The organism is Bradyrhizobium sp. McL0615, from assembly GCF_049993905.1.
Lineage (GTDB): Bacteria > Pseudomonadota > Alphaproteobacteria > Rhizobiales > Xanthobacteraceae > Bradyrhizobium.
In genome coordinates this window covers 5,379,540-5,402,791 of the sequence record NZ_CP188254.1, presented here as the reverse complement: position 1 = coordinate 5,402,791, position 23,252 = coordinate 5,379,540, and the positions used below count along the sequence as shown (strand labels likewise).

At 59.2% G+C, this 23,252-nt stretch carries 26 protein-coding genes and 2 tRNA genes; 23 read left to right on the top strand and 5 right to left on the bottom strand.

Going from position 1 to position 23,252, the window contains the following annotated elements:
* Entirely contained in the window at nucleotides 1–1,266 is a 1,266-nt protein-coding gene (locus ACPPVP_RS25705; RefSeq protein ID WP_426538050.1) for a multicopper oxidase family protein, read from the bottom strand.
* Nucleotides 1,267–1,459: 193 nt separating this feature from the next.
* Here ACPPVP_RS25705 and ACPPVP_RS25700 point away from each other — a divergent pair.
* The 18 genes from ACPPVP_RS25700 to ACPPVP_RS25615 all read left to right on the top strand — a co-directional run bounded on the left by ACPPVP_RS25700 (nucleotide 1,460) and on the right by ACPPVP_RS25615 (nucleotide 18,181).
* Nucleotides 1,460–1,544: transfer RNA gene (locus tag ACPPVP_RS25700), tRNA-Leu, on the top strand.
* Between the two features lie 163 nt (nucleotides 1,545–1,707).
* Nucleotides 1,708–3,066 carry a trigger factor gene (tig, locus tag ACPPVP_RS25695; protein WP_426525670.1) on the top strand — a complete coding sequence of 453 codons (1,359 nt, stop codon included), beginning with the start codon at nucleotides 1,708–1,710 and terminating at the stop codon, nucleotides 3,064–3,066.
* A 412-nt stretch (nucleotides 3,067–3,478) separates the two neighbouring features.
* Nucleotides 3,479–4,114 carry an ATP-dependent Clp protease proteolytic subunit gene (locus ACPPVP_RS25690; RefSeq protein ID WP_426525669.1) on the top strand — a complete coding sequence of 212 codons (636 nt, stop codon included), beginning with the start codon at nucleotides 3,479–3,481 and terminating at the stop codon, nucleotides 4,112–4,114.
* Between the two features lie 446 nt (nucleotides 4,115–4,560).
* The gene (gene clpX / locus ACPPVP_RS25685) at nucleotides 4,561–5,835 is read left to right on the top strand and encodes an ATP-dependent Clp protease ATP-binding subunit ClpX (RefSeq protein ID WP_027537232.1); all 1,275 of its coding nucleotides are present in this window, start codon (nucleotides 4,561–4,563) and stop codon (nucleotides 5,833–5,835) included.
* Between the two features lie 312 nt (nucleotides 5,836–6,147).
* Nucleotides 6,148–8,574, top strand: a complete 2,427-nt coding sequence (lon, locus tag ACPPVP_RS25680) for an endopeptidase La (protein WP_426525668.1) — start codon at nucleotides 6,148–6,150, stop codon at nucleotides 8,572–8,574.
* Between the two features lie 99 nt (nucleotides 8,575–8,673).
* Complete coding sequence (locus tag ACPPVP_RS25675; RefSeq protein ID WP_426525666.1) at nucleotides 8,674–9,075, top strand: GFA family protein; 402 nt, start codon at nucleotides 8,674–8,676, stop codon at nucleotides 9,073–9,075.
* Between the two features lie 219 nt (nucleotides 9,076–9,294).
* Nucleotides 9,295–9,369, top strand: a tRNA-Val gene (locus tag ACPPVP_RS25670).
* Nucleotides 9,370–9,674: 305 nt separating this feature from the next.
* Nucleotides 9,675–9,866 (top strand): Arc family DNA-binding protein, encoded by a 192-nt coding sequence (locus tag ACPPVP_RS25665; protein ID WP_426525664.1) that lies wholly within the window; start codon nucleotides 9,675–9,677, stop codon nucleotides 9,864–9,866.
* A 52-nt stretch (nucleotides 9,867–9,918) separates the two neighbouring features.
* Nucleotides 9,919–12,615 carry a hypothetical protein gene (locus ACPPVP_RS25660; protein WP_426525662.1) on the top strand — a complete coding sequence of 899 codons (2,697 nt, stop codon included), beginning with the start codon at nucleotides 9,919–9,921 and terminating at the stop codon, nucleotides 12,613–12,615.
* Between the two features lie 255 nt (nucleotides 12,616–12,870).
* Complete coding sequence (locus ACPPVP_RS25655; protein WP_426525660.1) at nucleotides 12,871–13,122, top strand: hypothetical protein; 252 nt, start codon at nucleotides 12,871–12,873, stop codon at nucleotides 13,120–13,122.
* Complete coding sequence (locus ACPPVP_RS25650) at nucleotides 13,115–13,489, top strand: hypothetical protein (RefSeq protein ID WP_426525658.1); 375 nt, start codon at nucleotides 13,115–13,117, stop codon at nucleotides 13,487–13,489. The genes ACPPVP_RS25655 and ACPPVP_RS25650 overlap by 8 nt, the downstream gene beginning before the upstream one ends.
* Nucleotides 13,490–13,555: 66 nt before the next feature.
* The gene (locus ACPPVP_RS25645; RefSeq protein WP_426525657.1) at nucleotides 13,556–13,915 is read left to right on the top strand and encodes a hypothetical protein; all 360 of its coding nucleotides are present in this window, start codon (nucleotides 13,556–13,558) and stop codon (nucleotides 13,913–13,915) included.
* A 15-nt stretch (nucleotides 13,916–13,930) separates the two neighbouring features.
* Nucleotides 13,931–14,728, top strand: coding sequence for a hypothetical protein (locus ACPPVP_RS25640; RefSeq protein WP_426525655.1), 798 nt, complete (start codon nucleotides 13,931–13,933; stop codon nucleotides 14,726–14,728).
* A 209-nt stretch (nucleotides 14,729–14,937) separates the two neighbouring features.
* Nucleotides 14,938–15,159, top strand: a complete 222-nt coding sequence (locus tag ACPPVP_RS25635) for a hypothetical protein (RefSeq protein WP_426525653.1) — start codon at nucleotides 14,938–14,940, stop codon at nucleotides 15,157–15,159.
* 146 nt (nucleotides 15,160–15,305) lie between these two features.
* Nucleotides 15,306–15,716: a hypothetical protein gene (locus ACPPVP_RS25630; protein ID WP_426525652.1), complete on the top strand. Its 411-nt coding sequence runs from the start codon at nucleotides 15,306–15,308 to the stop codon at nucleotides 15,714–15,716.
* Nucleotides 15,700–16,095 (top strand): hypothetical protein, encoded by a 396-nt coding sequence (locus ACPPVP_RS25625; protein WP_426525650.1) that lies wholly within the window; start codon nucleotides 15,700–15,702, stop codon nucleotides 16,093–16,095. The genes ACPPVP_RS25630 and ACPPVP_RS25625 overlap by 17 nt, the downstream gene beginning before the upstream one ends.
* A 33-nt stretch (nucleotides 16,096–16,128) precedes the next feature.
* Complete coding sequence (locus ACPPVP_RS25620) at nucleotides 16,129–16,482, top strand: hypothetical protein (protein ID WP_426525648.1); 354 nt, start codon at nucleotides 16,129–16,131, stop codon at nucleotides 16,480–16,482.
* A gap of 628 nt (nucleotides 16,483–17,110) precedes the next feature.
* Nucleotides 17,111–18,181: an MBL fold metallo-hydrolase gene (locus tag ACPPVP_RS25615; RefSeq protein ID WP_426525646.1), complete on the top strand. Its 1,071-nt coding sequence runs from the start codon at nucleotides 17,111–17,113 to the stop codon at nucleotides 18,179–18,181.
* A gap of 165 nt (nucleotides 18,182–18,346) precedes the next feature.
* Here the strand turns inward: ACPPVP_RS25615 and ACPPVP_RS25610 are convergent, their stop codons facing one another.
* Nucleotides 18,347–18,592, bottom strand: coding sequence for a hypothetical protein (locus ACPPVP_RS25610; protein WP_426525644.1), 246 nt, complete (start codon nucleotides 18,590–18,592; stop codon nucleotides 18,347–18,349).
* Between the two features lie 383 nt (nucleotides 18,593–18,975).
* On the opposite strand from ACPPVP_RS25610, the gene ACPPVP_RS25605 reads away from it, so the two are divergent.
* The gene (locus ACPPVP_RS25605) at nucleotides 18,976–19,497 is read left to right on the top strand and encodes a Spy/CpxP family protein refolding chaperone (protein WP_426525642.1); all 522 of its coding nucleotides are present in this window, start codon (nucleotides 18,976–18,978) and stop codon (nucleotides 19,495–19,497) included.
* 431 nt (nucleotides 19,498–19,928) lie between these two features.
* On the opposite strand, the gene ACPPVP_RS25600 is transcribed toward ACPPVP_RS25605, so the two are convergent.
* Together ACPPVP_RS25600 and ACPPVP_RS25595 are read right to left on the bottom strand one after the other, a co-directional pair.
* Nucleotides 19,929–20,138, bottom strand: a complete 210-nt coding sequence (locus ACPPVP_RS25600) for a hypothetical protein (RefSeq protein WP_426525640.1) — start codon at nucleotides 20,136–20,138, stop codon at nucleotides 19,929–19,931.
* A gap of 37 nt (nucleotides 20,139–20,175) precedes the next feature.
* The gene (locus ACPPVP_RS25595; protein WP_426525638.1) at nucleotides 20,176–20,337 is read right to left on the bottom strand and encodes a hypothetical protein; all 162 of its coding nucleotides are present in this window, start codon (nucleotides 20,335–20,337) and stop codon (nucleotides 20,176–20,178) included.
* A 105-nt stretch (nucleotides 20,338–20,442) separates the two neighbouring features.
* Between ACPPVP_RS25595 and ACPPVP_RS25590 the strand changes: the two genes are divergently transcribed.
* From ACPPVP_RS25590 to ACPPVP_RS25575, 4 genes are all read left to right on the top strand, one after another.
* On the top strand, nucleotides 20,443–20,658 hold the full coding sequence (locus tag ACPPVP_RS25590) for a DUF6894 family protein (protein ID WP_426525636.1): 216 nt from the start codon (nucleotides 20,443–20,445) through the stop codon (nucleotides 20,656–20,658).
* A 141-nt stretch (nucleotides 20,659–20,799) separates the two neighbouring features.
* Nucleotides 20,800–21,156 carry a hypothetical protein gene (locus ACPPVP_RS25585; protein WP_426525634.1) on the top strand — a complete coding sequence of 119 codons (357 nt, stop codon included), beginning with the start codon at nucleotides 20,800–20,802 and terminating at the stop codon, nucleotides 21,154–21,156.
* A 7-nt stretch (nucleotides 21,157–21,163) separates the two neighbouring features.
* A complete protein-coding gene (locus tag ACPPVP_RS25580) occupies nucleotides 21,164–21,733 on the top strand; it encodes an RNA ligase family protein (protein ID WP_426525632.1) in 570 nt (189 codons plus the stop codon).
* Between the two features lie 103 nt (nucleotides 21,734–21,836).
* On the top strand, nucleotides 21,837–22,316 hold the full coding sequence (locus ACPPVP_RS25575; RefSeq protein ID WP_426525630.1) for a hypothetical protein: 480 nt from the start codon (nucleotides 21,837–21,839) through the stop codon (nucleotides 22,314–22,316).
* 144 nt (nucleotides 22,317–22,460) lie between these two features.
* On the opposite strand, the gene ACPPVP_RS25570 is transcribed toward ACPPVP_RS25575, so the two are convergent.
* Nucleotides 22,461–23,162: a hypothetical protein gene (locus ACPPVP_RS25570; protein ID WP_426525628.1), complete on the bottom strand. Its 702-nt coding sequence runs from the start codon at nucleotides 23,160–23,162 to the stop codon at nucleotides 22,461–22,463.
* Between the last annotated feature and the right edge of the window lie 90 nt (nucleotides 23,163–23,252).

Genomic DNA, 23,252 nt, shown 5'->3' with positions numbered 1-23,252 from the left:
TCAGGTGACAGCGTACCACCGCACCAGCCGTGGCGCCGTCCAATCCGTGACGACCGATTCAATCAAATAGCGCCCCGGATATTCGGCCAGGAACGCAATGCGCTGGGTCTGCCCGGGCTCGATCGCCAGCGTATCCAGCCAGAACGGTTTCCAGCCATCGTCGAGCCGGTCCAGCAGGCGGAAATGGTGGCCGTGCAGGTGGAAGACCGTCGGGAGCGGGCCAGGATTGGTCAGCGCCAGGACCACCGTGCGGCCGGCGCGAAAGGTGAGCGGGTCTTTCGTTGCGAATTCGCTTGGCGTGACCCAGTTGCTCTGGGGGCCGCCGAGCGCGAGATCGACCCGGGTAGCGTTCTTGAGGTCGAGCCGTTCGGGGAGGCCGTTCGAGGGCAATGGCGGGGCCGGTGGGAGCGGGGTGGGGCGGATCGGCGGCTCGCTGGTGACGCGGATTTTTCCGATCGGGCGGGCTTCCTTGCCGTCGTGCAGTAGGATCGGCGTTTCGGTGCCTGCCGCCGTGGTTACATCGATAAAGGCGTCGACCCGGCCGCCGGGCGCCAGTACCAGCGCGCCGCTGCGGGCCTGAAACGGCTCGGATGGCTGACTGTCGAGGGCCATCACGCGGACCTCGATCCCTTCCAGTTTGACAGCAATAACAGAGCGTTGGCAGCCACTGATGATGCGGAGCCTAATCCGTTCGTGGGTCCGGGCTGAGAGATCGAGCGAGGTTTGGCGGTTAATTGTATGGACCGGCACGGCGTCCCCGGGATCGCTCCCCGGTGTCACCGCGGTTCCATCTTGTCTGACCCGCCAGTCCTCGATCAACAAAACCTCGTCGCGGTCGACGGCGACGGCTTCGCTTTCCTGGACGATCAGCGCCCGTGCCGGTGAAGGTCGCGGTTGGCCGTCCCCTAGCAGGCTGAGGCCGCACAGGAAGGTTCCGGCGTGACGCAGCGGCAGTTTCAGGGCGTCCTTGCCGCCGGCTGCGAGCGGCGGCCGGCCGGTCAGCGGTTCGGCCGCCGGGACGCCATCGATGCCACGCCAGTTGAGGACGGCAGGCGCCGGCAATTCGTTGCCAAAAGCAACATCGAGGGTCTCGCCGCGCTTAAAGCGAAGTTCGGGCCCTTGCAGCGACCAGATCGGCGTGGCCGGGAGGTTCGGGCGGAGAGCGACGCTATCGGCTTTAGCCTGCAGCGCCACCGCGGATCGGGGCTGGGCTCGCCCCACGGCGGGCCACATCGAAGCCAGCGCAGCCGCGCCCAATCCGGCCATCAGCTCGCGTCGATCCAACGGAAATTCGGGGCTTGCCATCGGACCAATGTGGACCATTTTTGGTGTGTCTGGCCTAGCTGTGACGCCTTGCCCCGGCGCTGTCAAAAAGGGCCATTTTTTTGCTGCGGAGGTGGTGGCTCATGTTATAAGCCCGCCGCCCGCGGCATCGCGGCCGGGTATGGATGCTTTTCATGCGGGCGTGGCGGAACTGGTAGACGCGCTGGATTTAGGTTCCAGTGACGAAAGTTGTGGGGGTTCGAGTCCCTCCGCCCGCACCAAGCGCTCTATCCAAGCGTTTGCATGACGAATACTGGAGGGCCTGCTTCCCGGTCGGGGAGCCAGGGTCCGCCGAACCACCGGCGCAGGCTGCAAGGCCACGCCTCGAACATTTGACACTGCCGGGCCGCTCTGGCCCGGCGCAAGCGGAAGAAGATTGACACCATGCAGGTCACCGAAACCCTCGCTGAGGGATTGAAGCACGAGTTCAAGGTCAGCGTTCCCGCATCGGATCTCGATGCCAAGGCGGGCGCCAAGCTGGTCGACCTCAAGGACAAGGTGAAGCTCAACGGCTTCCGCCCCGGCAAGGTGCCGGTGAGCCATCTGAAGAAGGTGTATGGCCGCTCTGTCATGGCCGAGACCATCGACCAGACCATCCGCGACACCAACACGCAGATCTTCACCGACCGCGGTTTCCGCCTCGCGACCGAGCCGAAGATCACCATGCCGACCGAGCAGGCCGAGGTCGAGGAGTTGCTCGCCGGCAAGACCGATCTGACCTACACGGTGGCGATCGAGGTGGTGCCGACGATCCAGCTCGCCGATTTCAAAACCTTCTCGGTGGAGAAGCCGGTGGTCGAAGTCACCGATGCCGAGGTCGATGAGGCCATCAAGCGCATCGCCGACCAGAACCGTCCCTATGCTGCGAAGTCCGAGGGCGCCAAGGCCGCGAACGGCGATCGCGTGACGATCAGCTTCAAGGGCAGCATCAACGGCGAACTGTTCGACGGCGGTACCGGCGAGGGCATCCCGGTGGTGATCGGCGCCGGTCAGTTCATTCCGGGCTTTGAGGAACAGCTGGTCGGTATGGGCGCAGGCGAGACCCGCACGCTGAAAGTGTCGTTCCCGAAGAACTACGCGAGTGAAAAACTCGCCGGCCAGCCGGCCGAGTTCGAGACCACAGCGACCCTGATCGAAGCTCCGGGTGAGACCACGATCGACGACGAGTTCGCCAAGACGCTCGGCCTGGAATCGCTCGACAAGCTAAAGGAAGCCGCGCGCGAGCGCCTGGTCGCCGAATTCGCCGGTGCGACGCGCCAGCGCGTCAAGCGGGCGCTGCTCGATCGTCTCGACGACAGCCACAAGTTCGAGGCGCCGCCGTCGCTGATCGAGGAAGAGTTCAACCTGATGTGGAACTCGATCAAGGCCGAGATGGAATCTTCCGGCAAGACCTTTGCCGACGAGGACACCACCGAGGACGCCGCCAAGGAAGAATATCAGAAGATCGCCGACCGCCGGGTCCGGCTGGGCCTCGTGCTGTCGGAGATCGGCGAGAAGAACAAGATCACCGTGACCGATGACGAAGTCAGCCGCGCGGTGATCGAGCGGGCGCGTTCGATGCCCGGCCGCGAGAAGGAAGTCTGGGACTACTATCGCAACAATGCCAATGCGCTGGCCCAGCTTCGTGCGCCGATTTATGAAGACAAGGTGGTCGATTTCATCCTCGAACTCGCCAACGTGACCGAGAAGAAGGTCTCGCGCGAGGACCTGTTCAAGGAAGACGACGAAAAGAGCGCAGCCTGACCGGTTTGGTCAGGCTAGAGCGTTTTCAAGCGAAGTGGTTACCGGTTCGCGTGAAGAAAACGCGTCAAAACAAAGAATCCAGAGCCCCGTTCCGATTTCAAATCGGAACGGAAAAGGCTCTGACGTTAATGATGAACGGCAAAAGCGGCTGGGCTGCGGCATCCGTCGCTATGAGATCGCCTGCGAATCAGCTTGAACTCGTCTCGTTCGGCTCGCGATGGCCCGGTCTTGTCGCCGGGAAATTGGCTCATATCTGTGAGCGGCTCGCTTACCCGCGAGTTCTGAGTTGAAGTCCCTGCATCACGGGACGTTCGTCCGCGCGCGGCAATCATGGCGATTGGCCTGCCTTGCCGATGGATGTTCGCCCCCGCCTGCTTTCTACCTAACCCTCTACTAACCCTTGGGGTGACTAATGCGCGATCCCGTTGAAACCTACATGAACCTCGTGCCCATGGTGGTCGAGCAGACCAACCGCGGCGAACGCGCCTACGACATTTTCTCGCGGCTCCTGAAAGAGCGCATCATCTTCGTAACCGGTCCGGTCGAAGACGGCATGTCGACGCTGACCGTCGCGCAGCTTCTGTTCCTCGAGGCGGAAAATCCCAAGAAGGAAATCTCGATGTACATCAACTCGCCGGGCGGCGTGGTGACATCGGGGCTTGCGATCTACGACACCATGCAATTCATCCGTCCGCCGGTGTCGACGCTGTGCACCGGGCAGGCGGCCTCGATGGGCTCGCTGCTGCTCGCAGCCGGCGCCAAGGACATGCGCTTCTCGCTGCCGAATTCGCGCATCATGGTGCATCAGCCTTCCGGCGGCTTCCAGGGCCAGGCCACGGACATCATGCTGCATGCGCAGGAGATCCTGAATCTCAAGAAGCGCCTCAACGAAATCTACGTGAAGCACACCGGCCAGACCTACAAGGCGATCGAGGATGCGCTTGAGCGCGACAAATTCCTGACCGCCGATATGGCCCGCGACTTCGGCATCGTCGACAAGGTGATCGACAAGCGTCCCGAAGAGGCGATGCCGGCGAAAATCGGGTAAAGTAAAAACCCCGTAAGGTAACGGATAACGATACCCCGCGTTGACCTTAACGGTTGGTTGAACCGGCAAATGTGGCCGAAAGCTGTGTGCCTATGCCCCCGCATGGGCCGAAAGTTCCGCTTTCGTGCTGGTTTTGCGGCGTGGCAGTTACGCAACGCTCGGTCGATTTCGTGAACTTCTCCCCGTGCGAACGCTACAAATCACGGTATTGTCACGGGTAGCCATTCCGGCCCCGATTAGCGAATTCTTGATAGTCGGGTGTCAGCATGGTTGGCTGTGTGGGATGGGTTAAGATCGCGGGGGATTCGAGAAACCGTGATTCGCACGGTAGGTATTTGAGTTAGGGTCTTTTCTGGTACGGAATTTGCTCTATCTACCTTGAGGTCCGGTGAGTGTACCGGAATGGGTCGATCGGGTAACGGATCGAACGGCGGACGGAGACAGGAATGAGTAAGGTTGGCACGAGCGACTCCAAGAACACGCTGTATTGCTCGTTCTGTGGAAAGAGCCAGCACGAAGTCCGCAAACTCATCGCGGGTCCGACTGTATTCATCTGCGACGAGTGCGTCGAACTCTGCATGGACATCATCCGCGAGGAGAACAAGTCTTCGCTGGTGAAGTCGCGCGACGGCATCCCGACGCCGAAGGAAATCTGCAAGGTGCTGGACGATTACGTGATCGGCCAGAGCCATGCCAAGAAGGTGCTCTCGGTCGCCGTCCACAACCACTACAAGCGGCTCAATCACCAGACCAAGCACAACGACGTCGAACTCGCGAAGTCGAACATCCTGCTGATCGGTCCGACCGGCTCGGGCAAGACGCTGCTGGCGCAGACGCTGGCGCGGATTCTCGACGTGCCGTTCACGATGGCCGATGCGACGACGCTGACCGAAGCCGGTTACGTCGGTGAGGACGTCGAGAACATCATCCTGAAGCTGCTGCAGTCGGCCGACTACAATGTCGAACGCGCGCAGCGCGGCATCGTCTATATCGACGAAATCGACAAGATCAGCCGCAAGTCCGACAATCCGTCGATCACCCGCGACGTGTCGGGTGAAGGCGTGCAGCAGGCGCTGTTGAAGATCATGGAAGGCACGGTCGCCTCCGTGCCTCCGCAGGGCGGCCGCAAGCATCCGCAGCAGGAATTCCTGCAGGTCGACACCACCAATATCCTGTTCATCTGCGGCGGCGCCTTCTCCGGCCTGGAGAAGATCATCTCCGCGCGCGGACGTTCGACCTCGATCGGTTTCGCCGCCCAGGTTCTGGCGCCCGAAGACCGCCGCACCGGCGAAATCTTCCGCCATGTCGAGCCGGAAGACCTGCTGAAGTACGGCCTGATCCCGGAATTCGTCGGCCGTCTGCCGGTGGTCGCGACGCTGGAAGACCTCGACGAGGCTTCGCTGAAGAAGATCCTGACCGATCCGAAGAACGCGCTGGTGAAGCAATACCAGCGGCTGTTCGAGATGGAGAACATCGAGCTCACCTTCGCCGACGAGGCGCTTGGCGCGGTCGCCCGCAAGGCGATCGAGCGCAAGACCGGCGCGCGCGGACTGCGTTCGATCCTCGAAAGCATCCTGCTCGAGACCATGTTCGATCTGCCGGGTCTGGAAGGTGTCGAAGAGGTGGTGATCTCGCGCGAAGTGGTCGAGGGCACCGCCCGTCCGCTCTACATCTACGCGGACCGTTCGGACCGGGCTGTCGAAAGCAGCGCCAGCGCCTGATACCGTCAGGCCGGCCAGAACTCACAACTTTCAATAACGCGGCTGTCGGAGCTCCCGGCAGCCGTTGTAGCGTAAGCGTTTTTCGCGCGTCTGACCCGCTATTTGCGGTCATTTTCCGTGACTTGACACCCCCATAGCCGATAGCCACCTTATGCTCACGGTGGCGGAAATCACGTTCGAGATTCGTCGCAAAATCATCCGGCGAGAGGCGGCAGCGAAGGCGGCCGAGTGACCCGGAACTCCCGGCACCTTGTGGCGGTTGCGCAAGCGAAGCGGACTGCGTGCAAGGGGGCAAAACAAAAGGAATAGGCCATGACGACCCCAAAAACCCGGCCAACCATCGTTCTCGGCGAAAGCCATTCGTATCCGGTGCTGCCGCTCCGCGACATCGTCGTTTTCCCGCACATGATCGTGCCGCTGTTCGTCGGCCGCGAGAAGTCGATCCGCGCCCTCGAAGAGGTGATGAAGAACGACGCGCTGATCCTGCTCGCGACGCAGAAGAACGCGTCCGACGATGATCCAAGCCCGGATTCGATCTATGAGGTCGGTACGCTCGCCAGCGTTCTGCAGCTCCTGAAGCTTCCCGACGGCACCGTGAAGGTGCTGGTCGAAGGGCTGGAGCGCGCGCGCGTGCAGAAATATTCCGACCGCAGCGAATATTACGAGGCGACCGCGATTGCGCTTGCCGACGTCGACGCCAATTCGGTTGAAGCCGAAGCCCTGGCGCGCTCGGTCGTGTCCGACTTCGAAAGCTATGTGAAGCTGAACAAGAAGATCTCCGCCGAAGTCGTCGGCGTGGTTCAGGCGATCACTGATTTCGCCAAGCTGAGCGATCAGGTCGCCCAGCATCTCGCCGTCAAGATCGCCGATCGCCAGGGCATCTTGGAGACGTTGTCCGTCACGCAGCGCCTGGAGAAGGTGCTGGGGCTGATGGAGAGCGAGATCTCGGTCTTGCAGGTCGAGAAGCGCATCCGCTCGCGCGTCAAGCGCCAGATGGAGAAGACCCAGCGCGAATATTACCTGAACGAGCAGATGAAGGCGATCCAGAAGGAGCTCGGCGACGACGAAGGTCGCGATGAGCTCGCCGATCTGGAAGAGAAGATTGCCAAGACCAAGCTTTCCAAGGAAGCGCGGGAGAAGGCGCAGCACGAGTTGAAGAAGCTGCGCCAGATGTCGCCGATGTCCGCGGAAGCAACCGTCGTGCGCAATTATCTCGACTGGCTGCTGTCGATCCCGTGGAACAAGAAGTCCAAGGTCAAGAAGGATCTCGAGGCCGCGCAGGCCGTGCTGGACAACGACCACTACGGGCTCGAGAAGGTCAAGGACCGCATCGTCGAGTATCTCGCGGTACAGTCGCGCGCCAACAAGCTGACCGGACCGATCCTGTGCCTGGTCGGGCCTCCCGGCGTCGGCAAGACCTCGCTCGGCAAGTCGATCGCAAAGGCGACGGGCCGCGAATTCGTGCGCGTCTCGCTCGGCGGCGTGCGGGATGAAGCCGAGATCCGCGGTCACCGCCGCACCTATATCGGCTCGATGCCCGGCAAGATCATCCAGTCGATGCGCAAGGCGAAGAGCTCGAATCCGCTGTTCCTGCTGGACGAGATCGACAAGATGGGCGCCGATTTCCGCGGCGATCCGTCGTCGGCGCTGCTTGAGGTCCTGGACCCTGAGCAGAACTCGACCTTCAACGACCACTATCTGGAGGTCGACTACGATCTGTCGAACGTCATGTTCATCACGACCGCGAATACGCTGAATATTCCCGGACCCCTGATGGACCGCATGGAGATCATCCGGATCGCCGGCTACACCGAGAACGAGAAGGTCGAGATCGCGCGCAAGCATCTGATCCCGAACGCCATCGCCAAGCATGGCCTCGATTCCAAGGAATGGTCGATCGACGACGATGCCTTGCTCTTGATGATCCGCCGCTACACCCGCGAAGCGGGCGTGCGTAACCTGGAGCGTGAGCTCTCCACACTCGCCCGCAAGGCGGTGAAGGAGCTGATGATCTCCAAGAAGAAGTCGGTCAAGGTCACCGAGAAGACTCTCGAAGAGTTCCTCGGCGTGCCGAAGTACCGCTACGGCGAGATCGAGAGCGAACCGCAGGTCGGTATCGTCACGGGCCTTGCCTGGACCGATGTCGGCGGCGAACTGCTGACCATCGAAGGCGTCATGATGCCCGGCAAGGGCAAGATGACGGTTACGGGCAATCTGCGCGACGTGATGAAGGAGTCGATCTCGGCGGCGGCGTCTTACGTCCGCTCGCGGGCGATCAACTACGGCATCGAGCCGCCGCTGTTCGACCGGCGTGACATCCACGTCCACGTGCCGGAGGGGGCAACCCCGAAGGACGGACCGTCGGCGGGTGTCGCGATGGCAACCGCGATCATCTCGGTCATGACCGGTATCCCGGTTCGCCACGATGTCGCGATGACCGGCGAGATCACGCTGCGCGGCAGGGTTTTGCCGATCGGCGGCCTGAAGGAGAAGCTGTTGGCTGCCGCCCGCGGCGGTATCAAGACGGTGCTGATCCCCGAGGACAACGCCAAGGATCTCACGGAGATTTCCGATGCGATCAAGGGCGGCATGGAGATCATCCCGGTGGCCCGGCTCGACGACGTCACCGCCAGGGCGCTGGTCCGCGCACCGGTGCCGATCGTCTGGGAAGAGGACACCAAGGTGCCCGTCAAGGCTGACGGCGGCGACGAGGCGGCCGGTGGGCTGACGGCCCACTAATTCCGATCGGTCATCACTGAAAATGGTAAAACGGCGCCCTCGGGCGCCGTTTTTGTTTGTGCGTACCGGACCTCCATTGGACAGGCGGAGTTGAATGGGATGGAAATCGACGGGCAATGCCATTGCGGGCGGGTGACCTATCGGGCCGAGATCGATCCGAAGAAAGTATCGATCTGTCACTGCACCGATTGCCAGAACCTGACGGGCTCGCCGTATCGGGTCACGGTGATCTGCTCCGAACAACAGGTCCGCATGACGGGCGCGCCGGCGAAGATCTACGCCAAGACCGGCGACAACGGCCGCACGCGCTTCCAGCATTTTTGCGAGGACTGTGGTTCCCCGCTGTTCACCAGCGGCGACGGCGGGCCGGACGATTGGGGCATCCGCTGGGGCAGCATCCTCCAGCGCGACCAGCTCAAGCCCATGCGGCAGATCTGGTGCCGCTCCGCCGCGCCATGGATCAACGATATCAGGGATTTGCCGGGGCGGCCGGGCGACTAGTACAGGCAGACCACCCGAAGTATCCAACCCTTGCATCAAAGGGGGCCGCAGGGCTAAACAGGCGGCTCAAGGGCGGCTAGCTCAGCTGGTTAGAGCATCTCGTTTACACCGAGACTGGCTCCAACGAGCAAACCCTACAAAATAAGGGGTTTTCTCACAGTGGAAGAGCTTACGCCCATGATACCGCCCATGAAACGCTAACAGCGTGGGCGAACGGTTGGGCGGTTAGCTCAGCGGTAGAGCAGGTGCTTTACACGCATCTGGTCGGGAGTTCGATCCTCTCACCGCCCACCATCATCGTATCGCAGCCCCAACATGAGGGCATGCAATGAGCAGCCCTCATATCCTCATCGCCAGCCGTAACCTCGTCGCCAGCCGTAAGCCTGTCTTGGAGGCGCGGGCCATGATGAAAATGGTCACCCGCCTAGATTTAAACACCATTGCCCTCTTGGCAAACCGACACGAAACGTTTTTGAATCGCTGTGTCCCTATAGGGGGCCGATGTGTGATTCGCCGACGACCGCCTTTCTATTGGGGCGCGTGGTGCGGATCATTTATCGGCCCTCTTTTTTGTGCCCAACACTCACCGGAGAAATCTAATGCCGAAGGCAAAAACCGAAGATGACTTTGTTTATTTCAGCATGCGATTTCCAAAGGAAGTCTATGAGCCGTTGAAGATTGAGGCCGAGCGCAACGATCGATCCCTCGCGGGCGAGATGCTGCACCGGTTGCGGCACAGTCTCACTACCGCCAAGCCGACCAAACGCGGCGCAATGCAAGCCGCCGAATAGCGGACGGCGCGAAGCGGCCCGGTGAATGAGACCGGGGCGCTCGCAACACGGCTTGGATGATGGTGGGTTGATCCCTCTGGTTTCTGACGCAAGAAAGATCGAAGCGATGCATAGCACGAAAAAGCCGACGCCGGCAACTGGCATGACCGGAGCGGAATTCCTTAGTCGACTGTTTAAGCCGGGAACGCCGATCTTTTTGGCCAGCTTCGCGAATGATCGTGCAGAGAAGAAGAAGTTTCCGCCGCGTGACAGGGTCATCACCGATCCGGCCCGTGTTGCCAAGTTCGTTGCTCAATTCGATGTGCCCGGCCGCGCTTGCTACTTCGCCTGTAACGAGATGACGGGATTGGTTCGCGACAAGGATCATGTCGCGCAGATCGGAATGCTGTTCACCGATCTCGACTTCAAAGGCATTGTCGAAAACCAGAAGAAGATTGAAGCCGTCATCAGGAATCTGGAGCTGAAGCCGACCGCGTCAGTGTTTAGCGGCAACGGTCTGCATCTATACTGGCGACTGGCGAAGCCTTTGCCGCCTGAATCGACCCCTTCAACCGAAGACATCATGCGGCGTATCTGCGCTGTGCTCGCTGGCGACGTTGCCGCTGCTGAAGTGGCCCGCGTGCCGCGCTTGCCGGGGTCGCACAACAGCAAAAACGGTGAGTGGAAACCGGTTGAAGTGATCGACGAGCTTTCGAGCTGGAAGACTTACGACGTCGCCGCGCTTGACCGCTGGTCTACTAATTCCGAGCCGTTGCTAACGTACAAGCCGACGAAGCGCGATGAGGCCAAGGCGAACGCCGCCCCTCTGAATGCGTTTCAGGAAGCTTACTATAAACTGCGCCACCGGACGGGAGGCTTTGACATCGATGGGGCGCTCGACGACATGGAATACAAGAGCGCGCGCGGCAACGGCATTGACGCCACCATCACGAAGGTTGTCGGCGCGATGGTCGCTGAAGGCCGGAGCTTGCAGGCGTGCCTTCAGGTCATTCTCGGTGAAGCGAAACGGGCGTATGAACGCGGCCGTGGCGCAGGTGCCCCGCCGTGGAACGAACAAGAAGAAATCAAAAACATCAGGGAGAAGTTCAATCGCTTGACGCGACGCGACGCAAACAAGCCGAAGAAATCCGCACCGGTCATCAACATGCAGGATGAGGCTCCCGCCGAACAACCGAAAGCCAAGCCGGGCGAGAAGAAAATACACGAATTCGAATCCGATCCACCGGAGAAACCGGTGTTCACCGTCGCGGGCGGCGAACTTTCAACACTTGCGACCCATGGCGAGAAGACCCTGATGAGGGCACGCGAGCCGATCTACCAGCGTGGCGGCGCGTTGGTGCGTCCAATCATCAGCGAGGTTGACGCCGCGCACGGACGCACGACCAAGATTTGCGAACTTAAGGAGATCGATGCGCATTATCTTCGCGACCGGCTGACGCAAGTCGCAATCTGGCAGCGCCTCGACGGCCGTTCCAACGAAACTGTTGCGGTCAATCCCCCGCTCGAAATCGCGCAAACGATCTTGGCACGTGGCGGGCATTGGAGTTTTCCAGCGCTCGCTGGCGTCATCACGACGCCGACCATGCGCCCCGACGGTTCGTTGTTGACCAAGCCGGGTTACGACAAGGCGACGCGGTTGTTGCTGTCAGAACCACCGGAGCTGCCGGAGATGCCAGAGAAGCCGACGAAGAAAGACGCCGAAGCTGCACTGGCAAAACTCAGAACATTGATCGCGGAATTTCCATTCATCGATGCCGTCGCGGAAGCTGTCGCGCTGTCGGGATTGATCACGCCAATCGTGCGCGGCGCGTTCAACAACACGCCGATGCATATCGCCCGCGCATCAACTCCCGGCTCCGGCAAGTCGTTTCTCTTTGACACCGTGTCGGCAATCGCGATGGGTTTTCCGATGGCAGTGATCGCCGCTGGCCGCACCGAAGAGGAAACCGAAAAGCGGCTTGGCGCGGCACTGCTGTGTGCGCGCTCGCTGGTCGCCCTCGATAACGTCAACGGCGAACTGGGTGGCGATGCGCTTTGCCAGATTATCGAACGCCCCGTCGTCGAAGTTCGACGGCTTGGACATAGCGAATTGACTCGGATCGAAGCGCGCGGCACGACCTGCTTCGCGACGGGCAACAACTTGACCGTTGTCGGCGACCTTACCCGGCGCGTTCTGATCTCAACGCTCGATTCCAAACTGGAACGGCCGGAGCTGCGGAAGTTCAAGGGTAACCCCTACAAGGCCGTGATGGCTGATCGCGGAGCCTACATCGCCGCATGCCTGACGATATGCCGAGCCTACCATCTCGCCGGACGCCCGAAGAAAGCCAAGCCTCTCGGTTCGTTCGAAGGTTGGAGCGATTGCGTTCGGTCGGCGCTGATGTGGTTGGGCACCGCTGATCCCGTCACGTCGATGGAGCTGGCCCGCGCGGAAGACCCCAAGCTGACGCAACTGCGCGACGTCCTCAAGGCGTGGGAAGCCGTTTATGGCAAAGGCAGCGCGAAGTGCGTGACGCTGGCGCGTGTGATCAGGGACGCCAGTCAGGAATGGGGGGGCGTTGGCCCAGAACATCCGGAATTGCACGACGCTATCGACGCCGTCGCTGGCTGGCGCGGACCTGCGGACATCGTCAAGCTTTCCGCTTGGTGCAAGAAACACAAAGGACGCCTCGTTGACGGCTTGCAGTTGATGGTGCGCTCCAACCCGAAGGGCGGTTCGCTTTGGTGGGTGGAAGCCGCCGCGAAATGAGCACCGTATCGGCCAGGGCGAGCCCCCGAATGGCCAAGGGGGGTGACGGGGGTACGAGGGCTGTTTTCACCCTCCCGCCCGTAACTGCAATAATAAAAAATTTCTTTCTTAGTTTTAGGCGGGAGTGAGAAATCACCCCTAATCCCCCCTACACCCCCAGCGGCGTCGTGCTGGCCAAAACGGGGTTCGCGGCACCGGTCCGGCCGCGATTTTCCCCGGCCGAAGCCGGACCGACAACCCCAAAGGGCACCTACGATGACGATTGATGTTGATGACAATGATCTTGCAGCCGCGATCGAGCAAGCCGATGCAGAGATCAAGGCCGCGCTGCGCGAGCGGCTGGAGGCACGGCACAAGCTGGCGATGATCCGGCGCGATCTGGCGCAAGCTCAATTGGACGTCAGCGACGCCACGATGGCGCTTGATGACGCCGAAGAGCGCCGGCGAGTGCTCGGCAGCAAACAAGTCGCCGCCTACAAAGCAACGCGAGCCGCCCGCTATGGCTGACGTCGCAACGTTGCAGCGGCAGAAGCTGAAAGTTGAACCTGTCGCCTTGACCGCTGCGCCGCTGGCCAACCGCGCGCCGACAATCGGCGTGCCGCTGATGGTGATGAACTCAATCGAGATCGTCACCAAGGGCGTAACGAAATCGACATCACGCGTGCACAAGCTTCGCGCGCGCGCGGAGGCTGACGACCCGCTTCGCTGTTTCCGCATCTGGCTACGGGACAGCGAAACCAACGAGATCATCAGGCTGGTCAAGAAAGCCCGGCCGCAGGATCGCGACAGAGAGCTGCCGCGAAAGCTCTGGCGTGCCGAGGTCGAAGGCGCGGCCACGCAAATTCTCCGGCTGGTGTTGCAGCGCAAGAAATAGCGAAACGCGTTTCATCCGTTTCGCTTTGTCCGGGTTATCGTCCCTTCGAATTCGAGAGGGACGACGATGCGGCAGATGATTGGAGTTCTTGGTGTTGACGGGCTAGTGAGTGTAGGAGGCGAAGTGATCGCTCGCCCTGCCGCTGCGCCCGTCCCTGCGCCCGCCGTGGTGCAACCGTCCGCCGTCGAGGTGGTGCCGTATCGCCAGCGACGCAACGATGTCGCGGTGCTCGACCGCGTTGACGAAATCACGGCGCTGTTCGCGCGTGCCTTAAAACTTACGGTCACCTTGAGCCGGGAAGATCAGCAGCGCGTGCGCAATATTATGGAAGCCACGCGGAGCACGCTTTACGCGACGACGTATCTGGACCGGCCAGACCAAGCAAAATTTGAGCAAGCTTTGCGCAACGCCGCGCGCGAGACGTAACCGAGGTAAAACACGATGGACGTGCTGCGAAAAAATTCTGGTACCGCAACGGTCGGCGACGACCCGCTGCAATTCGTCATGAGCGACGGCACGCGAGATAGATACGGTGATGTTGTCGAAGCCAGCGGCTGGGACCTGACGGAATTCGCGGCGAACCCGATTGCGCTGGCAAACCATGACGCCTCGTTCGTCGCTGGCACGTGGCACAACGTGCACGTCGCAAACAACAAACTGCTTGGCCACTTGCAACTCGCACCACCCGGCACAAGCCCGCGTCTCGACGAACTTCGAAAGCTGGTGCTCTCCGGAATCTATCGAGCCTGCTCAGTCGGTTTTCTGCCGATCGATTTTGAACCGCTCTCCGGCGGTGGCCGTCGTTATAAAAAACAGCGGCTGATCGAATGCTCAATCGTAAGCACGCCCGCGAACCCGGCGGCATTGCGTGTCGAGGCCAAGCTTCTCGGCATTAGCGAAGCGACCATCAAGAAACTGATCGACAAGCCGCCAGTGAATGGAAGCTTGGCGCAGCGTCAGCAACATGCCGCGCTGAAGAAGCCGCTGTATTCATCCGCACAGCGCGCGAAGATCATGGCCGCGAAAGCGGCTCTCGACGCTGAGCAGGATCGCTGGCTCAACCGCGTCAGCAAACTCTGTGAGAGGCTCGCAGCACTTCGCGCCGAAGCGGCGGAATTAGAACCGCTGTTCGCGCGCCGCACGTTCGAAGAGGCAGATCGACACAGAAAACTGCTTCAACAAATCGCGGTGCTCGAAGGCGCGCTTGCTCGCGAGGATCAACGACTGCTCAATCTCTGAGACTGACTATCGAAGCGCGAGCCGGGCGAGAAAGCCAGCATCGCGACCGCTTCGAAAACTAAGCGACGCCGAAGTTGAATTGATGACTGGGCAAGCACGCCAGCATTGTCATCGGTTCGAAGAACGTGGCGTGGGATGACCGGAGTTGTTTCCTTGTGGCTCCGGTCATCCTTCGACGCCTAACCCGAAACGATGATGGATCAAACAACATGGCCCAACTGGAAGAAGGCGTTTTGATTTCAAACTTCGCAAACGAAGTGATAGGTCGGCATCGCAATCCTGTGTCGGTGATCAAGTCGTTGGCGAATTTGATGTGCACGATGGCAACGATGCTCGACGACACCACAAAGGCCAAATGCGCGAGCGTGTTGCGCGATGTCGCCGACGTCATGGAGAAAGACCTTATGCGGCGAATGGAAAAGCCGCGATGAAGCTCCGCCGGCCCTCAGTTGCCTCGCGGGACGGTACAACCTTCTCCATAGGGAGGGGGAGGTCACGAAGCAAAACCCCCTTCAAACGACGGAACGGGGCTTGCACTTAGCGTCAAACACGTCCGTAAAAATCATAGGAGATTCAATTGAAGCCCGGCCGACGATCAATCAATGACATCATGACGCCGAACGTGCGGGGCGAAGCACCGCGCATCGTTGCGCCCTCGACACTGACACCGCGCGAGAAAAAGGTTTTCAACGAGATCGTCAACGCCTGTTCGCCGCAACATTTCCGAAGCAGCGACATCCCGCTTTTGCAGAGCTACGTCACCGCGACGTTGACGGCGCGAGCGACAGCGAACAAGCCAAAACTGTTTCCGGTGTTCGAAAAGGCGGCACGTCTGCAAAAATCTCTGGCCACATCGCTGCGCTTGGCCCCGAGCACGCGCTCTGATCCAAAAACGATCGGACGGGAAACGCCGCAAAATAACGCGCCGATGCCGTGGGACAAATCATTCCGATACGTAGGGAGCGACGACGATGACGATGCAGCCTAAGCCGAAGAAGACGCGCAGTCAGAAAAACGTGCGATGGATCGAGAAATATTGCGTCATACCGCGCGGCCCGCGCAAGGGTTCACCTGTTCGTCTCGACACCGATCAGCGCGAGCTGTTGGCCACGATCTATGACGCCGACACGCTGCGATCGTTACCAATTATCGGAGAGCTGGCCGCCTATTTGGTTTTGCTGCACACGGTCGGAATTGAATCGCCGATGGGTGACAAGGAAGACGAGCTGCCTGAGATCGCGGTCGATCGTTTCACGCTCTGGGCCGCCGCTGGCCCAAAGCTTCAAGACTTCATCGAGCGCGACGGCGCTGGCGCAATCGTGTGTCGTGGCCTCGGCACACGCTGGCCCCGTCACCGCGCCGCATAGATCACAAGCCAACACAGAAAAAGGAAACTGCAAATGTCCGACACTGAAACTTCACCGGCCGCCATGTTGCAGGCGTTCGATTCCGTCCTCGAAGCCCGCCTGAATAAAGAAGATGCAAAACTTGCATCTTCTTTAGTTGTCGATCCGAGGCTGAAATCGATTTTCACAACGGCGGTTGCGACGGCCCTCGACATCGTCGATTTCTCGGCAGACGAAGTTTGCGCACAATTCGCGAGCCTCGCGGCGGAAGGCGTCTCTCTGGCCCGACCGCCACATGTCAAAATCAACGGGAAGTTCGAACCGCTGTTGCCGACATCGGATCGCAATATTCCATTGCGGCCGCCTACGGTCGCCGAAGATGACACGCCTCTGGGAGCGCACTGGTGACCGTCATCGCAATCATCGTTCTGGCCCTAACCGTCATCGCTGCCGGTGTCGCCGACACGACGAAGAGGCCTCAATGGTGTTGCCGTCCCTCGCGAGCGTGAAGCGCAATCCGTCCCCGCCTTGGCTCGCTCGTTAGTCGTGCAACACGGCAGCGAAGGAGTGCTATGGATGATGTCCGCTCTCGTGGGCAGAACGGAAGTGGCGCAGATCGGCTGCGATTTCGCCTTTTGACCCGACTCGGACATTGGGGCACTCGTTTGGGCCGAATTGTTTGTGCCGCGCTCCGGCTAATATGCGGTCTTTCGGCTGGGCATGAAATCGGATAATCTTCTTTAGAGCTGCTCTTTGAGACGGGATGTGCCGACGTCTCCGTTAGAGGTGGATGGGCAGCGGGGAATGCCGTCGGCGGGCATCGCACTCTCAATAAAGCCGACAATCCTTTTGTGCCGGTGTCTCACTGAGCATTCGCCGTGCGCACGGCCGGGTTCTTGCGGCGCTGGCCCAAGTGACCTGCCGCCACGCGAGCAAGCGGGAGGATTTCGTCATGTTCATTGGCACATGCAACTGTAATCCCCGAACCTTATCGATGTCGCGGCGCGGCTTGCTTTGCGCCGGCGGAGCGGGTTTCGTGACCGCATTGATCGGCACTCTGGCCGGCAGCTCACGAACCGCACAGGCACAGGAGCTGGCCTCCAAGGCGCCGGAAGTGGACAGCGTCGCGGTGCGGATCGTCACGGATAACCAGATCATCAAATGGATCCCGACTGAGAAGCGAGACGGGCTGACCATCGAGCGGCGGCCGGGCGGCAATTTGAGCCCAGACGCACCACCGAGCGTGGACCTGGTCGCCGAGTGGGGACTATCAATGCATGCGGAGTCCCGGCGCGGCAACGAGGTGCGGAATATTTTGGTCGACTTCGGCTATCAGCCGCAAACGCTCCTCAACAACATATCTGTGCTCAAAATCGATCCCGCTCGCTTCGACGCATTGGTGCTGAGCCATGGCCATTACGATCATTTCGGTGGGCTGGTCGGCTTCCTCTCGGTGAACAAGGGGCGGCTCAAAAAGGGTCTGCCGTTCTTCGTCGGCGGCGAGGATTGCTTTTGCATGCGCCAGACCGCTGCTGGCCAGTATGGGGCGCTTGACCGAAAGGCAATCTTGGACGCGGACCTCTCGCTCATGATGGCTGAAGGGCCTGCCATCGTTGCTGACCATGCCTTCACCACCGGCAAGATCGCACAGGGCGGTTTCGAAAAACCCCTGCGGCCAAGCAGCGAGAAGGTCGGGATCGTCAACGGGTTCGGGTGTTTCCCGGACAAAGTTCCGGCGGCAAAGAACACCGGCAGCTTCATTCCCGATGACTTCGAGCACGAGGTTGGAACGAACTTCGTCGTCAAAGGCAAAGGTCTCGTCGTGCTGACCTCCTGCAGTCATCGCGGTGTGATCAACACAATCAAGCAAGCGCAAGCCGCTTCCGGCATCCAGAAAGTGCACGCGGTCATTGGCGGCTTCCACATCGTGCCGCCCCTGACCGACGAGTACATTCGGCAAGTGATCGCAGCCTTCAAGGAGATCAATCCCGATTATCTGATTCCGGGGCATTGTGCCGGGGAGCGATTCTACGACCTTGTGCGGGTCGAAATGCCCGACAAAGTAATCCACGCAGCGGTCGGAGCTCGCTTCATCTTCGGCGCATGATGTAATTCCAACCGCCCGGCCTGAATTGGTGATCATGTCCGCTGTTGGCCCTTCTCGGACGTGCTGCGGCAGTCTTCCGATGTCCGCTGTTGGGGGTTGAACAGACCTAAATCAGCCGCGCCCGAAGGTCGCCTTTTGACCCGAAGCGGAAATCTCGTCAGAGGATCACTCAGTAATGTCGGGTCGATTTGGCAGGCATCCCTTAGTGTCAAAGTATTTCAAAATGCCGCGCACGGCGAGCGGGATGGCTGCCAGCAGCAGGAGAAAATCGGGCACCAAAACAAGACCGGCAAAGCCCAGACCTTCCCATAGGCTTACCTTCCGCGGACGATACGGCATGCCATTGACGATGCGTTGCGTTTCGGAATGCACGCTACCACCCGTCTTGGCTTGTTCAGCTTGAGGCTTCATGCCCTCAGGTTAACATCCATTCGCGAAACCGCCGTTCACGAATGCGGAACCGACCTTGCCCGAACCGCTGCACAATTAATCGTAGTAAATGTGCATATAAAATGGTGCGCAACTTCTGGTTCTGGCCCTTTTGAGACATGCCCACTGGCCCTCACGACGTCCGTTTACAGGGGAAGACCGGAAGTGGTCCGAACCGACGGCGACTTCCGTTTTTGACCCAAATCGGACCTCTGAGTTGAAGAAATCCCGATGTTTCCCGGCCCATTTTTCGGTAAGCTAGTATTCAACCAAGTGACTGTTCGGCTGTCCCGACCTCTCTTGGCTAGGTCCGGTGGGTACTTACGGCCCCGCCGGGCCGCCATCATTCTGGAAAGAGACCATCCATGAAACGCTCCATTATCGCTGCCGCTCTGATCCTCACTGCGACCGCTGTCGCCGCCCAAACGCCTTACGCTGGAATGCAAAATCGATCTATCAAGGCGCTATCGGAACAGCAGGTGGCAGACCTCGCGGCTGGGCGGGGCATGGGGCTCGCATTGGCGGCAGAGTTGAACGGCTATCCTGGCCCGTCCCACCTCTTAGAATTGGCCGAGAAGCTGGAGTTATCTGCAGATCAGCGCGCCAGCCTCAAGGCAATGTTCGACGCAATGAAATCAGAGGCACTGCCTCTTGGCGCGAAACTGATCGAACAGGAGGCCGATCTGGATAAGCAATTCGTCGAACGTACGATCACGCCGGAAAACCTAAAGGCATCAACAACAGCAGTTGCTGTGACGCAAGGCCAACTTCGCGAGACACACCTCAAGTATCATCTTTCGACGGTGGCTGTTCTTAGTCCCCATCAGATGCACCGCTATGCCGAGTTACGCGGCTACGGCGACAGTCCGATGAAACATCATCGCTGAAAAGTTCGTGGTTGGACAGAACCGTGCTGCCGCCCAATGTCTGTTTGCCCGTTGTTTGCAACCAAACTCAGAAGACTGAGTTGCTAGGGTGCGCACGCCGGGTGACAACCGGACACAATGGGGATGTTGGACGCAGAGCATTTTTCCGATTTCTGCCTGCGACATCAACGCATCGGTACGCGCTGACAACTAACCCATTCCCGGCGGGTGCATCCCTTAAAGCAAAGGCCCCTCTCGGCCGGGGCTGTCGTTTTAGTGCTTCGTTTCCACGATTTCGAGAATGACGGGCCGCAGGTCGCCCACGTCAACCTGACATTCACAGGGCATTCCGGCCCCGCACTGACAGCCATCCAATTCGTCAGACCAAGCCAGCTCGGGGTGGTTCTCGCACACCCATCCGAGACCATGGCAATAACGGCAACGTCGGTCGATCATGCTGTTTCCTTGAACTCCCGAAAGGCGTCGATCGCCCGATTCGAGAGCATCAGCCTGCGGTTCTCGCCCCTGAGAAGCAGCGTCTTGATCGCTCCCAAGAGGACTTCGGCCGTCTGCTGCGGATCTTCAATCTCGCCCGAGGCGTCAAGGAAGTCCCAAGCGATCTGAAGGGAGTTTTCTACGAGGATAGGAAGAGGTTCTGTCATCAAAACAGAACCCCCGCCGGGGCATCACGTTCCTACGCTACGTTCGCAGGTCCTTTAGAAATTCGACTTCCTCGACCGCCTTGGCTCGTGCATCGGTGCCGGGCTTCTTTGACAGAAAATCCAGCAGTGCTTCCTCGGTGCTGTCGGGCTTTTCCTTTTTCGTGAACGCCTGCAAGATTAGCTCGATGACCTTGCCCATGGTTCTCTCTCCCAAAAGAACGGCCGTCTAACGCACGTTAACCTCGTTGGTTCCTGCGGTGGAACATCCGGTGGAAAGGAGCATTTTCCTCCCGAGGAGGAGAAAATGCCTAGGTTTCATTTTGAGATTGTGGACGGATATACGCTCGGAGATCCGGCCGGGATGGAGTTGCCGACCGAGAGGGCGGCAAAAAATCTGGCCCACGAGATCGCCAAGCAAATCTCGATCGATGTTGGGGACACGCGCTTTAAAAACGTCGTTGTAAAAACTGATGAGGGCAAGGCGATTTACAGCACGCCCATCAGGCTCGAACGCGATTAGCACAACTCTAGAAGACTCGTACGCACCCGAGTCCTCGGAGGTTGCCGAATTTGTCCGAGGCATGCGAATCACGCGCTCCGATATGATTCGCTTTCAGTCAAGCCCCCGCCTATTTTGGACTCGGTTAGGTGGAGTTGGTTTATGGGTTCGCCTTCAATTATTCCGAACGATCGATTGGACCGGGATTTTTATTTGGTTCTGGAGGACTTCCGTGGGGGCGCGGCTTTTCGCGAAACAGATGAGGGCGCGGATTACCCAACCATCATTGGCGACCTTCTTTCCGGCCAATACGAGCAGGTGCTTCGCGTTGTAGCGTTCAATCCGTCTGAGGGTTGGTCGCGGGACGCCTCCGAGGACATTGCCCACGAGCTGGAACGACGAATAGCAGCCGAGGACCGCGAGATATCAGACGGCCTCAGAGATTTCATTGAAGGTCAGCTCGGCCGCAAGGTCGGCACCCAACTAGCATTGCCCCTGAGAGATGCCGAAAGATACTGAGTTTTGCTTGCCCACCGCTGGCAAGGCGGTGCCTTCCGGTGATGACTGGATTCACGAGGTGAAATACGACGGCTACCGAATGCGCGTTGTGCGCAACGGCAAAACCGTGCGTTTGTATTCAAAAGGCGGGACCGACTGGACTAAGCGATACCCTCGGATTGTCGAGACCGCACTGAAGATCAAGCAGAGCAATTTTGTCATCGACGGCGAAGCGGTCATTCTCGGGGTCGATGGGATATCGGATTTTAATGCCCTGCATTCTCGGCAGGAGGACCACCAGGCCCAGTTGTACGCCTTTGATTGTCTGGCGTTCGGAGGCGACGACCTGAGACGGCTACCGCTTCACTTGCGTAAAACAAACCTGATGCAGCTCCTGCGAGGGAGAAGCCAAGGCATCTTCGTTGCTCCCTTCGAGGCAGGGGAGATCGGCCCTGACCTATTCGACGCCGCGTGCAGGATGGGACTTGAAGGCCTCGTCTCAAAGCACCGGGAGCGCGCCTATCGCATCGGCCGCTGCGATCACTGGATCAAGGTGAAGAACCGCAAGCATCCCGCATACAGACGGGTCCTAGATTAGCCCACGGCATGAGCTAAGCGAGAAGTTGTTAATTCGCAATCGCGGAGGTTGACTGTCGCAAAACAGCAACAGTCGCGCTGTTTCTTCTCCGGGAACCACGATTTTGGCTACACACCCGGCTGAGTTTGAACCAGCCTTTAAGCGGCTGTTTGCCAAGATGTTTTTAAAGCCCGCGGTTCGTAATGCGCTATCCCGCGATGAAAGCCAATTTTTCAACGTCCCGCTTTTTCGGAGTATTGGAATGGATCGAATACTTGAGATCGCCGGTTGGATTGCGGTCGCGATTATAGGTGTGGTTCTTTGGATCGTACTTCCAGAAGTGCGATCGATCCTCGCTTGCCTTCTGACTGCAACCATCATTTACCGCGTGTTCGTTGCTACCGTTCGTCTAACCGCAAAGCGGATTGTCGGCGATCAGTTGATGGAGCTACGCTCGGAAGTTGGCGCGATTGCAGAGCGCCTTGAACATATCGATCGCAAGACCAATGCACTTTTTTTGGATACGCTGGCCCAGCGCCAAGCGGCAAGCCTTAGAAGCGTTGTACGATCATCTGTTTCAAAAAGATCACCAGCAGTGCATTAATTTCCAATTTGACCGGCTGCACTTGCCCTTCGAATTTCGGTAGACTCCGGAGCAAGCAGGTTCTCTACCAAAACGGGCAAGGATGATAGCTGGTGGGCTGGGTTGAATCGAGGGCACACTGCATGGCGTGGGCTAAGGCACCACTCATTGTTTCGCCTTCGTGTGCTCGTATTTGGTAATGCTGGTGCCTCCGACAACGGAGTGATTTTTTTGACTGGGGTTCTTACCAAAAGCAACTTGCACATTTGCGGCATACAAAAACAGAAACTTCAAATCATCCTTGGCTGGGCCATAAGCAATTTCGATTTCGATTTGTCCTGATATTCTCAAATCTTTGCGGTTTTGGAATGGAATGTTTTCGATCGTCGCAAAGCTAATACTTTGTGTTCCGCCGAACGGCGAAATGACAACGACGTTATCGTCTACTGCGCGTTGCGATGGTACGCGCTGCTCTAAAACAATATTCGTCTTTCGCAACTGATAAAACATGACGGCTTGGCTGTCATTTCTTAAAACGCATTGAAAGGTGATGCCTGTTATCGTCGTTGGTTTCTGTTCAGAGTCCAACGAGACGTTAGGCGTACCTATCGAAGCTAGAGACAGGCGGTGGTACATGCCAAGCATTTGAGAAAGGCGCACCCATAGGAAGACGACGCTCAACCCGAAAGCCATTACCCCCGTAGCGAGAAAAATCGCTCGCGCGATGCCGAGTTCGTGGTATCCAAAGTAAGCCGTCACGCCGGAGAGGGCGGCCGTAATGGCCGTTTGAACGGCAGCAGGAATGAACGTCCAAACGGTTGTAGCGTGCCCGCCGACCTCAATCGCTCTTTTAAAAAAGCTCGCCATGCTTGGCCTCCTTAGTTCGAACGTGAGTGATTTCGATTCGAAGGCGGCCGAGCCAGTTCTTTGCAGTGATCCTAATTTTCGTCAGGACAC

Coding starts and splice junctions, on each gene's coding strand:
- ACPPVP_RS25570 (WP_426525628.1), bottom strand. CDS start 23,162: ATGGCGAGCTTTTTTAAAAGAGCGATTGAGGTCGGCGGGCACGCTACA.
- clpX (WP_027537232.1), top strand. CDS start 4,561: ATGAGTAAGGTTGGCACGAGCGACTCCAAGAACACGCTGTATTGCTCG.
- ACPPVP_RS25650 (WP_426525658.1), top strand. CDS start 13,115: ATGGCTGACGTCGCAACGTTGCAGCGGCAGAAGCTGAAAGTTGAACCT.
- ACPPVP_RS25705 (WP_426538050.1), bottom strand. CDS start 1,266: ATGGCCGGATTGGGCGCGGCTGCGCTGGCTTCGATGTGGCCCGCCGTG.
- lon (WP_426525668.1), top strand. CDS start 6,148: ATGACGACCCCAAAAACCCGGCCAACCATCGTTCTCGGCGAAAGCCAT.
- ACPPVP_RS25645 (WP_426525657.1), top strand. CDS start 13,556: ATGCGGCAGATGATTGGAGTTCTTGGTGTTGACGGGCTAGTGAGTGTA.
- ACPPVP_RS25625 (WP_426525650.1), top strand. CDS start 15,700: ATGACGATGCAGCCTAAGCCGAAGAAGACGCGCAGTCAGAAAAACGTG.
- ACPPVP_RS25620 (WP_426525648.1), top strand. CDS start 16,129: ATGTCCGACACTGAAACTTCACCGGCCGCCATGTTGCAGGCGTTCGAT.
- ACPPVP_RS25585 (WP_426525634.1), top strand. CDS start 20,800: ATGGGTTCGCCTTCAATTATTCCGAACGATCGATTGGACCGGGATTTT.
- ACPPVP_RS25605 (WP_426525642.1), top strand. CDS start 18,976: ATGAAACGCTCCATTATCGCTGCCGCTCTGATCCTCACTGCGACCGCT.
- ACPPVP_RS25595 (WP_426525638.1), bottom strand. CDS start 20,337: ATGGGCAAGGTCATCGAGCTAATCTTGCAGGCGTTCACGAAAAAGGAA.
- ACPPVP_RS25600 (WP_426525640.1), bottom strand. CDS start 20,138: ATGACAGAACCTCTTCCTATCCTCGTAGAAAACTCCCTTCAGATCGCT.
- ACPPVP_RS25655 (WP_426525660.1), top strand. CDS start 12,871: ATGACGATTGATGTTGATGACAATGATCTTGCAGCCGCGATCGAGCAA.
- ACPPVP_RS25690 (WP_426525669.1), top strand. CDS start 3,479: ATGCGCGATCCCGTTGAAACCTACATGAACCTCGTGCCCATGGTGGTC.
- ACPPVP_RS25665 (WP_426525664.1), top strand. CDS start 9,675: ATGCCGAAGGCAAAAACCGAAGATGACTTTGTTTATTTCAGCATGCGA.
- ACPPVP_RS25590 (WP_426525636.1), top strand. CDS start 20,443: ATGCCTAGGTTTCATTTTGAGATTGTGGACGGATATACGCTCGGAGAT.
- ACPPVP_RS25640 (WP_426525655.1), top strand. CDS start 13,931: ATGGACGTGCTGCGAAAAAATTCTGGTACCGCAACGGTCGGCGACGAC.
- ACPPVP_RS25635 (WP_426525653.1), top strand. CDS start 14,938: ATGGCCCAACTGGAAGAAGGCGTTTTGATTTCAAACTTCGCAAACGAA.
- ACPPVP_RS25675 (WP_426525666.1), top strand. CDS start 8,674: ATGGAAATCGACGGGCAATGCCATTGCGGGCGGGTGACCTATCGGGCC.
- tig (WP_426525670.1), top strand. CDS start 1,708: ATGCAGGTCACCGAAACCCTCGCTGAGGGATTGAAGCACGAGTTCAAG.
- ACPPVP_RS25610 (WP_426525644.1), bottom strand. CDS start 18,592: ATGAAGCCTCAAGCTGAACAAGCCAAGACGGGTGGTAGCGTGCATTCC.